Annotated in this window: 9 protein-coding genes; 6 read left to right on the forward strand and 3 right to left on the reverse strand. The window is 69.1% G+C overall.

Annotation, left to right across the window (positions count from 1 at the left end):
- Nucleotides 1–261 precede the first annotated feature (261 nt).
- The 4 genes from R6V09_RS34235 to R6V09_RS34250 all read left to right on the forward strand — a co-directional run bounded on the left by R6V09_RS34235 (nucleotide 262) and on the right by R6V09_RS34250 (nucleotide 5993).
- Nucleotides 262–999, forward strand: coding sequence for a TIGR03089 family protein (locus R6V09_RS34235; protein ID WP_317885354.1), 738 nt, complete (start codon nucleotides 262–264; stop codon nucleotides 997–999).
- Nucleotides 1000–1192: 193 nt separating this feature from the next.
- Nucleotides 1193–2377 (forward strand): LCP family protein, encoded by a 1185-nt coding sequence (locus tag R6V09_RS34240; protein WP_442810206.1) that lies wholly within the window; start codon nucleotides 1193–1195, stop codon nucleotides 2375–2377.
- A gap of 207 nt (nucleotides 2378–2584) precedes the next feature.
- On the forward strand, nucleotides 2585–4312 hold the full coding sequence (locus R6V09_RS34245; RefSeq protein ID WP_317885355.1) for an LCP family protein: 1728 nt from the start codon (nucleotides 2585–2587) through the stop codon (nucleotides 4310–4312).
- A gap of 130 nt (nucleotides 4313–4442) precedes the next feature.
- Nucleotides 4443–5993, forward strand: a complete 1551-nt coding sequence (locus tag R6V09_RS34250) for an LCP family protein (RefSeq protein WP_317885356.1) — start codon at nucleotides 4443–4445, stop codon at nucleotides 5991–5993.
- 27 nt (nucleotides 5994–6020) lie between these two features.
- Here the strand turns inward: R6V09_RS34250 and R6V09_RS34255 are convergent, their stop codons facing one another.
- On the reverse strand, nucleotides 6021–7070 hold the full coding sequence (locus R6V09_RS34255; protein WP_317885357.1) for a glycosyltransferase family 2 protein: 1050 nt from the start codon (nucleotides 7068–7070) through the stop codon (nucleotides 6021–6023).
- A 126-nt stretch (nucleotides 7071–7196) separates the two neighbouring features.
- Here R6V09_RS34255 and R6V09_RS34260 point away from each other — a divergent pair, with 126 nt between their 5' ends.
- Nucleotides 7197–8651, forward strand: a complete 1455-nt coding sequence (locus R6V09_RS34260) for an LCP family protein (protein ID WP_317885358.1) — start codon at nucleotides 7197–7199, stop codon at nucleotides 8649–8651.
- A 19-nt stretch (nucleotides 8652–8670) separates the two neighbouring features.
- On the opposite strand, the gene R6V09_RS34265 is transcribed toward R6V09_RS34260, so the two are convergent.
- Nucleotides 8671–9195, reverse strand: coding sequence for an acyl-CoA thioesterase (locus R6V09_RS34265; RefSeq protein ID WP_317885359.1), 525 nt, complete (start codon nucleotides 9193–9195; stop codon nucleotides 8671–8673).
- A gap of 120 nt (nucleotides 9196–9315) precedes the next feature.
- Between R6V09_RS34265 and R6V09_RS34270 the strand changes: the two genes are divergently transcribed.
- Nucleotides 9316–10611 carry an LCP family protein gene (locus R6V09_RS34270; protein ID WP_317885360.1) on the forward strand — a complete coding sequence of 432 codons (1296 nt, stop codon included), beginning with the start codon at nucleotides 9316–9318 and terminating at the stop codon, nucleotides 10609–10611.
- Nucleotides 10612–10621: 10 nt separating this feature from the next.
- Here the strand turns inward: R6V09_RS34270 and R6V09_RS34275 are convergent.
- On the reverse strand, nucleotides 10622–11120 hold a 499-nt coding region (locus tag R6V09_RS34275), incomplete at its 5' end, for a class I SAM-dependent methyltransferase (RefSeq protein ID WP_317885361.1).

Below are 11120 nucleotides of genomic sequence, written 5' to 3' on the forward strand. Positions count from 1 at the left end.
CGCCGCTCGTTGGCTGCGCCGCCCGAGCCGAAGCCGGAGCCGTGGCCGGCGCGGCGGTGGCGGGCAGGGTGAGCGGGAGGGCCAGTGCGGCGGCGCAGGTGACGCCGATCGAGGAAGCAAGAAATCCACGCATGCCCCTGATCCTGAACATAGTCATACATATCTGTCTATTTGGGATTTGACGGACCGTCGGCTGCCGTTCGTCCGAACCGGTGGTCCCGCACTCCGTGCACGGCCGTGCGCCCGCGTACGCTTTCGCGGGTGAACGCCACCGATCGCACCCCTGCCGACCTGCTGCGTTCCGCGCTCGCCGCGGATCCCGGCCGCCCCCTGGTGACCTTCTACGACGACGCCACGGGGGAACGTGTCGAATTGTCCGTGGCCACCTTCGCCAATTGGGTGGCCAAGACCGCGAATCTGCTTCAGGGGGATCTTGGCGCGGGGCCCGGTGATCGGGTCGTGTTGCTCTTGCCGGCGCACTGGCAGACGGCGGTGTGGTTGCTGGCGTGTTCGTCGGTGGGAGTCGTCGCGGACGTGGGTGGGGATCCCTCCGGGGCCGACGTGGTTGTCAGTGGGCCGGAGTCCCTGGAAGCGGCGCGGGCGTGTGGCGGGGAGCGGGTTGCTCTTGCCTTGCGGCCGCTTGGGGGGCGGTTTCCGCAGACGCCGGTCGGGTTCGTCGACTATGCCGTTGAGGTGCCGGGTCAGGGGGATCGGTTCGTGGCGTTCTCGCCGGTGGATCCTGAGGAGCCCGCGCTGGTCGTGGGTGGGGTGGAGCTGACCGGAGCGCAGGTCGTCGAGCGGGCCCGGGCCGACGGGAATGCGGGGGCCCGGGTGTTGTCGGGGCTGCCGTACGACTCGTGGGACGGGTTGAGCGCGGGGTTGTACGGGCCGCTCGCCGCTGGAGGGTCCGTGGTGTTGTGCCGGAATCTTGATCAGCTGGGTGAGGAGTCTTTGGCGAAGCGGGTTGAGAGTGAGCGGGTGACTGTTACGCGCTACTGAGGGGGGGGCGGCGGGGGTTGTTTGGCGGGTGCAGGCGCGTTGGGGCTGGTCGCGCAGTTCCCCGCGCCCCTAAAAGCACCAGTCGCCCGGAAGCAACAGTCACCCGGATGGCCCCCTACCGCCCGCCTCCCCACCCCCATCCACGCCATGGTCGTAGAAGCAGAACCGACGGCCATGAGGGGTGGAACCGCACGTGTTCGACGACACCGCAGGAGGGGTTCTCGGGCCGGGTGCGGGGGCTTCCGCGTCCGGGGCGGGGCTCGTGCGGCGGCGGCGTCGGCGGTGGGTGCGTGGGGTGGGTCTCGGGGTCGGTGTGGTCGTCGTGGGGGCCGTCGGGGCCGGGTGGGCCGTCTACGCGAAGCTCGACGGGAACATCACGCCGGACAACGCCGCCGCGGCCGAGCTCGCCCGGTACGAGAAGGAGCGGCCCACCGCGCTGGTCAAGGGGGCGCAGAACATCCTGCTCATCGGGTCCGACTCGCGGTCCGGGGACGGGAACGCGGAGTACGGGCGGGACTCGGGGACCGAGCGGTCGGACACGACGATCCTGTTGCATCTGGCGGCCGACCGGCGCAGCGCCACCGCCGTGTCGTTGCCGCGGGACCTGATGGTGGACGTGCCGGGGTGTCTGCGGCCGGACGGGACGCGGACCGAGCCGATGTTCGCGATGTTCAACCACGCGTTCCAGGTGGGGGGTTCGGGGTGCACGATCCGGACCGTGGAGAAGCTGACGAACGTGCGGATCGACCATCACATGGTGGTGGATTTTCACGGGTTCAAGGACATGGTCGATGCTGTTGATGGGGTGCAGGTCTGTCTGAAGGCTCCCATTCGTGACAAGGCCGCCAAGTTGAGGCTGCCCGCGGGGCGGGTCACGCTCGACGGGGAGCAGGCGCTGGGGTATGTGCGGGCGCGGAAGTCGCTGGGGGACGGCAGTGACACCGACCGGATGGACCGTCAGCAGGGGTTCCTGGGCGCGCTGGTCAACAAGGTGCAGAGCGACGACGTGCTGTTCAATCCGGCGAAGTTGTATCCCGTGCTGGACGCGGCGACTTCGTCGCTGACCACTGATCCGGATCTGGCCAGTCTGCGCGGTTTGTACGAACTGGTGCGCGGCTTGCGGAACATCCCCACCGAACATGTGCAATTCCTCACCGTTCCACGGGAGTCGTACATCTACAACGCGAATCGCGACCAACTCGTGGAGCCCGAGGCCGAAAAGCTGTTCGCTCGACTGCGGGCGGACGCAACCGTGGCGGTGACGAAGGAAGTTCCGCTGGATTCAGGGACAAACGGCAGTAATGCGGCGCCAGTTGGCGGGGCCACGCCGGCGCCGACGTTTCGCGGGAACACCGCCGCCGAGGACGGGTGCGGGTAAAGCGCGCACCAAGTCGACGAACTTCTGTTCCGAAAAATAGGGCGGATTGACCGGTTGTAGGGACGTGGAATTTGTCACCGTCGTCACTTCACGCTCAACTGGCCGGATAGTGTGAGCGATCCGGTGTGCTCGCGCACCGGATGAACGAGACCCGAGCGCCTGAAGGGGGAAGGCGCCGCGTGGCCCCGACGGAGGATTCGGTAAACCGTGGACGCGCAAGGCCGTGGGCGGGCGGACGACATCGACCCCGCAGACCAGTGGGTACTCAATCCGAACACTGGCGAATACGAACTGCGACTGACTCCTTCCACACCGCAGTCAGCGGTGCCGGGGCCCCGTAGAGCCACCGCGCAGAACCGCAGCGTGGCGGCGCCGGAGCGGGAGACGGTCCCGAGGACCCCCGGGCCTGAGGTGCCGGCGCCGCGCAGACGGCGGGGCGCACCCGAGGAGCCACCGGCCCGGCGCGGTCGCCGGCCGGTGAAGAAGAAGGCCAAGGGCAAGAAGATCCTGATGTGGACCGGCGGGAGTCTGGCCTTCGTGCTGGTCGCCGTCGCCGGGGGCGGCTACCTCTACATCAAGCACCTCAACGACAACATCACGACCGCCTCCGACGACGGCGCGAGCACCGGTGGCTTCAGCAAGGGCAAGGCCATCAACCTGCTGGTGATCGGCACCGACAAGCGCACCGGCGCGGGCAACGAGGGCTACGGCGACGCCGGCAGCGTCGGCCACGCGGACACCACGATCCTGCTGCACGTGTCCAAGGACCGCTCGAACGCGACCGCGCTCAGCATCCCCCGTGACCTGATCACCGACGTCCCGGACTGTCCTACGACCCAGTCGGACGGCACCTCGAAGGTCATCCCGGGCTCGACGAGCGTCCGCTTCAACACCAGCCTCGGCCAGAGCGGCCGTACGCCCAGCTGCACCGTGCGGACGGTCACCGAGCTGACCGGGATCCAACCCGACGACTTCATGGTGGCCGACTTCAACGCCGTGAAGACGCTGACGGACGCGGTCGGCGGGGTCGAGGTCTGTCTGGCGAAGAACATCGACGACTCCGACTCGCATCTGAAGCTGTCCAAGGGCACGCACAATCTCTCGGGCGAGCAGGCGCTGGCCTTCGTGCGGACCCGGCACTCGGTGGGCTTCGGCGGTGACCTGAGCCGGATCACGCTGCAGCAGCAGTTCCTGAGCGCGCTGATGCGGAAACTGAAGTCCAACTCCACGCTCACCAGCCCCTCGAAGATGGTGAAGCTTGCGGAGGCCGGCACCAAGGCGCTGACCGTCGACGACAACCTCGACACCATCGGCAAGCTGAAGGACCTCGGTCTGGAGCTGGGCAAGCTCAACCCGAAGAACCTGACCTTCACCACCGTGCCGGTCGTCGACAACCCGGCGGAGAAGACCCCGGTGACGGTCGTCCTCAACAACACGACCGCCCCGCAGGTCTTCTCCCTGATCAAGAGCGACACCTCCTTCACCGCGGTCAAGCAGAAGGCCGCGAAGGAGAAGGCCGCCGTGGCCGCCCGGCTCAAGGGCACCAAGTCCGCCGCCTCCGCGGTGCGGGTGCGGATCCTCAACGGAGGGGCCGACGCCGGCAGCGCACAGGAAACTCTTACGTGGCTGCAGAATGATGAGGGAGTGCTCAAGTCCGAGAACGCGGGCAACGCTCCGGCGGCGCTTGCGAAGACGACCCTTGAGTACGCACCCGACCAGGCGGACCAGGCTCGCAGGCTCGCCGCCATCATGGGCCTCTCGGGGTCCGCGATGAAGCCGGGCAAGAGTGTGAAGAACTCCCAGGGGCTGCCGGCGATGACGCTGACCCTGGGCAAGGACTTCAAGGGAGCCGGCGTCCCGCTCACCTCGACCGCGGGGTCGACGCCGGAGGGGGTCCAGAAGTCCACGGCGGACAAGGTTGAGTGCGCCAAGTAAGTGACCACACGGGTCCGTTCCGCGTCTAACAGGGCGCGGGGCGGACCCGTGTGTCAGGGCGCGGCGTGGGAGGGGTGGGGACTTGACTCAGAGCAGCGTGCGTGGGGAGGGACCGGCGATTGAGGACACGATGTCGCTCACGCCGGTGGACGGGAAGAGACCGGCGGACGCGGACGGGAGCCACCGCAAGGGCCGTAGACGCCGGGCTCTGCGCTGGTCGGCGACCGTCCTCGCGGTGGTCATACTCGGGACGGCCGGCGCCGGATACCTGTACTACCAGCACCTCAACAACAACATAAAGAAAGACCCCCTGAACATCGGGGACGAGAAGGACAGGGCGGCGGCGTCCAAGGCTAACGCGGCCGGGCAGACCCCGCTGAACATCCTGCTGATCGGTTCGGACGCGCGGGACTCCGCGGAGAACCAGAAGCTCGGCGGCGCGAAGGACACCTTCGGTACCCCGGCGCGGGCCGACGTCCAGATGCTGCTGCACGTCTCGGCGGACCGCTCCAACATGTCGGTCGTGAGCATGCCGCGCGACACCTTGGTGGACATCCCCAAGTGCACGGACCCGGACACCGGCAAGAAGTACGCGGCCGAGACGAACGTCATCACGAACGACTCGCTGGGCCGCGGCGGCCCCGGCTGCACGGTGGCGACCTGGGAGAAACTGACGGACATCCACATCGACCACTTCATGATGGTCGACTTCGCGGGTGTGGTGTCGATGGCGGACGCGATCGGCGGGGTGCCGGTCTGTGTGAAGGCCAACATCTACTCGCACACGTCCTCGGGCAAGGGCTCCGGTCTGAAGCTGAAGGCGGGCACCACGTCGGTCAAGGGCAAGCAGGCCCTGCAGTGGCTGCGGACCCGCTACGGCTTCGAGGACGACACCGACATCGCCCGCACCAAGGCGCAGCACCAGTACATGAACTCGATGGTCCGCCAGCTGCGCGAGAACGCCACGCTGAGCAACCCGGCCAAACTGCGCAGCCTCGCCGAGACGGCGACGAAGGCGATCACGGTCGACAACGGTCTGGGAACCGTCGCCAAGCTCTACGACCTGAGCAAGGAACTGAAGAAGGTTCCGACCGGCCGGATCACCATGACGACGATGCCGTGGGAGTACTCGGGCAGCAGCGGCCGGGTGGTGCCCAGGCCGACCGACGCGGCGCAGCTGTTCCGGCTGGTCCGTGAGGACATCGCGCTGGACGGCAAGGACAAGAAGAAGACGACGACCGCGGTGAAGGCGTCCACCGATCCGGCCGCCGCCGACGACAAGATCGCCGTACAGGTGGAGAACGGCACCCGCACCGACACCACGGGCGCGGTACGGGGGCGGGCGACCGCGGTGGCCGGGCTCCTCGTCGGCAAGGGCTTCAAGGAGGCGGTGGCGGACTCGTCGGCGATTCTCAGCGAGGCCACGACGGTCGTCCGCTATCCGAGCGCCGACCTGGAGGGCGACGCCCAGCGGGTCGCCAAGGCGCTCGGTGTCCCGACGAGCGCGGTGAAGAAGTCGACGAGCGTCTCCGGGGTCACCCTGGTCGTCGGCGCGGACTGGAGCACCGGCACCAAGTACAAGGCACCGGCCGAGGACGACACGACCCCGACGTCGGCCGACGTGCTCAACGGTTCGGACACCTCGGCGTGCATGAAGGTCGACCCGAACTACGTCTGGTAGCGGTCCGGGCCGTCGCTACGGCGGTGCTCAGCTGTTGGACGGGCTGAGCACCGCGGGCCGCCGGGACGCGATGACCCGGCGCGCAAGGGACTTGGGGCTGGTGAGGAAGCCGTAGCCCCAGGACATGTGCATGGTGGCGAGGGCGACGGGGATCTGCAGCCGGGCCTTCAGCGAGAGTCCCCTGCCCGCCGGGAGTGAGCCGAGCGCGATCGCCGCGAGGTAGCCGCCGGGGATCAGGAAACCCCAGGGCGTCAGTGCCGCGCCGACCACGATGCCCGCCGCGATCGCGCACACGGCGGTCGGCGGGGCGAGGTAGCGCAGGTTGATGGAGCCCTCGTGGTAGCGGGCGACGACGTGCCGCCAGCGGCCGTAGTCCTTGTACTGCTTGGCCAGCGCCTTCACGCTCGGCCTCGGGCGGTACGAGACCCGCAGCTCGGGCGAGAACCAGATCAGGCCGCCCGCCTCGCGGATGCGGAAGTTCAGCTCCCAGTCCTGGGCGCGGATGAACTCCTCGTTGTAGCCGCCCTGTTGCTCCAGCGCCTCACGCCGGAACACCCCGAGATAGACCGTGTCGGCTGATCCGGCCTCGCCGCCCGTGTGGAAGGCCGCGTTGCCGACGCCGATCTTCGAGGTCATCGCGGCGGCGACCGCGTCCTCCCAGGCGTTCTCGCCCTCGGCGTGCATGATGCCGCCGACGTTCTGCGCGCCGGTCTCCTCCAGGAGCCGTACGGCGGTGGCGATGTAGTTCGGCGAGAGCATGCCGTGGCCGTCGACGCGGACGACGATCGGGTGGCGGGAGGCCTTGATCGCGGCGTTGAGGGCGGCGGGCGTGCGGCCGGCCGGGTTCGGGACGGTGTGCACACGCTTGCTTTTAAAAGATGCAGTTTCGGCTACGAGCTCGGCCGCGATCTCGTCCGTGCGGTCCTTCGAGGGACCGAGGGCGAGCACGACCTCCATCTCGCCGGCGTACTCCTGCGCGAGGATCGCTTGGACGGCTCCGCGCAGATGCCGCTCCTCGTCGAGGACGGGCATGATCACAGAAACGGCGGGGAGTCGCACGTCGGGCTTGGCGTTCATAGGGGGCTCACGTTACCGCGAACGGGGGACACGGACGCGCCCCGCCCGGGCGGCTGCGGTGGTATCAGATCGTATGGGCCTACGGTGCTCAAGATCCCACGTACGGCCCTCGCGGAGGTGTCCCCCATGCCCACGCCGCCCCGCCGCTCCCCCGCCGCCCGTCCCCCACAGCGCCGCCCACGGCCCCCCGTACGGCCGAAGAAGCCGCGCTGGGCCATGCGGGCGGCGACGACGCTGTCCGTGGTGGTGCTCGCCGCCGCCGGGATCGGGCACGCGGTGGTCAGCAGCCTCGACGCGGACATCGCCCGCGTCGACCCCTTCAAGGACATGAAGAACCGGCCGCGGGCGGGCCACGGCATGAACGTCCTGCTGGTCGGCACCGACGGGCGCGACAGGATCACCGAGGCGGAGCGGCGCCAGTACCACCTGGGCGGCGCCCCCTGCCACTGCACCGACACCATCATGATCGTGCACATCTCGGAGGACCGGGAGCGCGCCAGCGTGGTCAGCATCCCGCGCGACTCCTACGCCGAGACGCCCCCGCACACCGACCAGACCACCGGCGAACGGCACGGACCGCACCCCATCAAGATCAACGCGGCGTACGCGGAGGGCGGCCCCAACCTCACCGTCCGGACCGTCGAGTCGATGACCCACGTGAAGATCGACCACTACCTGGAGGTCGACTTCACCAGCTTCATGAAGACGGTCGACGTCCTGGGCGGGGTGAAGATCTGCACCGCCGAACCCCTGAAGGACTCGTACACGGGTCTCGATCTTCCCGCCGGCACCCACACCCTGATGGGCGGTCAGGCCCTCCAGTACGTCCGCTCCCGGCACGTCGACGGCGCCTCCGACCTCGGCCGGATGAAGCGCCAGCAGCGTTTCCTGGCGGCGCTGATCGACCAGGCCACCTCCTCCGGGGTGCTGCTGAACCCGCTGAAGTTCCGCGACGTGACGCGGGCCGTGCTCGGCTCGGTCCGCGCGGACAAGGGCTTCGGCACCGACGAACTCCTCGACCTCGGCCGGGCCATGCGCACCTTCTCGCCGTCCTCCTCCGAGTTCACCACCGTGCCCATCGGGCAGATGGGATACGTCGTGAAGGGCATCGGCTCCACCCTGAAGTGGGACGAGCCGAAGGCGGCCAAGCTCTTCGAGGCCCTGCGCGACGACAAGCCGCTCACCGTGCACCGGACGCCGCGCGCCAATGCCGTGAAGGTGGACGTGGCCCCGCAGCAGATCCGGGTCCAGGTGGAGAACGGCACGGCGACGGGCGGGCTGGGCAAGCGCGTCGACGCGGCACTGGCGGCGACCGGCTTCCGTACGACGCACCAGCCGGTGAGCGCGGCGGACCACGCCGTACGACGGACGGTCGTCGTCTACGACCCCCGCTGGGACCGGTCCGCGAAGTCCCTCGCCGCGGCGCTGCCCGGGAGCGAGCTGCGGGCGGTGAAGGGGCAGGGGCCGCTGCTGAAGGTGATCGCCGGGAGCGACTTCAAGCAGGTCACGCGAGTACGGGCGGCGGATGTGCAGCAGGGCGAGTTCGGGGTGGTGACCGGGGACGAGGTGGGGTGTTCGTAACAGAGCGGACACCGGTGCCTCAGTCGTCGAGGCCCTCCGCGGCCCGCCTCTCGCGCAGTTCCATGATGGCGCGGCGGCGGGACAGCCGGTGGGTGCGGCGGATCTGGGCCTCCTGGCAGCGGCGCTCGTCGCGCTCGGTCTCCGGGATCACCGGCGGCACGGCCCGGGGCTTGCCGTCGGCGTCTACGGCGGCGAAGACCAGATAGGCAGAGCCGACCTGGGTGGCCGGGGTCGACTCGTTCCACCGCTCGGCCAGGACCCGCACGCCGACCTCCATCGAGGTCCGGCCGGTCCAGTTGACCTGCGCCTTCACATGGACGAGGTCACCGACCCGGACCGGCTCCAGGAACGCCATCTCGTCCATGGACGCGGTGACGGCCGGTCCGCCGCTGTGCCGCCCGGCGACGGCGCCCGCCGCGTCGTCGACCAGCTTCATGATCACACCGCCGTGCACGGTCCCCAGCAGGTTCGTGTCGGCGTTGGTCATGATGTGGCTGAGGGTGGTCCGGGAGGCGGACGTCGGCTTGCCCGGCAGGTCTGTCATGGACGCCACCCTATGCCGGGGTGGACATCTGCGGACTTTGTGTTGGCTTCGCAACAGCAGTGCCCTGATTTTCCTACGACCCTTGTAAACGACATAGCCGCTACCTGCACACTGGGCCCCATGAACGATTGGCCCGAGGGATGGTCCGGCGGCAACCGCGGCGACGAGTACGGACGCGGTGGCGCGAACGCACAGCCGGAGAGCGCACGCGTGATGCGCCAGGTACGACGCGGCCCGCAGGCCCCGCCGTACGGCGCCGGAGTCCCGCCGCAGCCGTCGTACACAAACGGCCAGGGCTACGACGAGGGCCAGAACGGCTACGGCCAGGGCGGCTACGACAACAACGGCTACGACGGCTACAACACCGGCCAGGTCTACGGCGGCGGTGGCCCGGGCGGACCCGAGGGGCCGGACGGCGGGCGGGGTCCGCGGCGCGCGCCGAACTGGCGGCGTCGTATCAAGTGGACCGCGATCACCGTGGTCACCGTGCTGGTCGCGACCACCATCGGCACCTACTTCTGGGCCGACTCCAAGCTGAACCGCGACGTCGACCTGTCGAAGGTGATCGACCGGCCGGCGGGCGGCGACGGCACGAACTACCTGATCGTCGGGTCCGACAGCCGCGAGGGGCTGACCGCCGCCGAGAAGAAGAAGCTGCACACCGGTTCCGCCGCGGGCAAGCGCACGGACTCGATGATGATCCTGCACGTGGGCGACAGCGGCGACACGCTGATCTCGCTGCCGCGCGACTCGAACGTCACGATCCCGTCGTACGTGGGCTCCACGTCCGGCAAGACGTACCAGAACACGGGCCGGCAGACGAAGCTCAACGCGGCGTACGCGGAGGACGGGCCGACGCTGCTCGTCCGGACCGTCGAGTACAACATGGGCCTGCACATCGACCACTACGTCGAGATCGGCTTCAACGGGTTCGCGGACATCGTGGACGCGGTCGGCGGAGTCACCATCGACATCGACAAGGGCTTCAAGGACTCGTACTCGGGCGCCAACTTCAAGGCGGGCAAGCAGACGCTGAACGGCGAGGAGGCGCTGGCCTTCGTCCGTACCCGGCACGCGTTCGCCGCGTCGGACCTGCAGCGCACGAAGAACCAGCAGAAGTTCCTGTCCGCCCTGGCCCACCAGGTGGCGACCCCGGGCACCCTCCTGAACCCCTTCAAGCTCTACCCGACGCTCGGCGCCGGCCTGGACTCCCTGTCCGTCGACAAGGACATGTCGCTCTGGGACCTGGCGTCCATGTTCTGGGCGATGAAGGGCGTCAGCGGCGGCGACGGCACCTCGATGAACATGCCCCTCTCGGGCTCGGTCGGCGGCAACCTCGTCTGGGACAAGGCCAAGGTCAAGACCCTGGTGAACGAGCTGAACAACGACCAGAAGGTCACGGTCTCCGGCAACTGAGACCCGCGACTCAGGCCCTGCCGCACGCCAGCAAGGCGATGTGCGGCAGGGCCGACTCGTGTTCCCCGACGGCGAATTCACCGGCCAGCCGTTCGTACTCCTGCCTGATCCGTACGACCGTCCCCGGCTCCTGCGAGGTGACGACGAGCCCGGCGGTGGCGACACCTGCCTCGGGTCCGCTCCACCACTCGTCCACGGTGGTGCGGTGGTCCCACTCCAGCCCGACGGCCCGCGCGTCCGCGAAGCCGGCCTCGCGGAGCAGCTCCGCGAACCCGTCCGCCGTACGCACGAAGTCCTCGGCGGGATCGAGCCGCGGCAGGTCCGGTGGCACCACGGCCTCCGCCGCCGCGAAGGCCCGCCCGAACAGCTCCTGCCCGGCACCGCGCCGAGCGCCCCAGGTGGTCAGCGCGACCCGTCCACCCGGCTTCAGCACGCGGCGCAGTTCGGCGAGGACGGCGCGGGGACGGCCGACGTGGTTGAGGACGAAGTTGCCGACGACGGCATCGAAC

The sequence above is a fragment of the Streptomyces sp. W16 genome (genome assembly GCF_033194735.1).
Classification (GTDB): domain Bacteria; phylum Actinomycetota; class Actinomycetes; order Streptomycetales; family Streptomycetaceae; genus Streptomyces.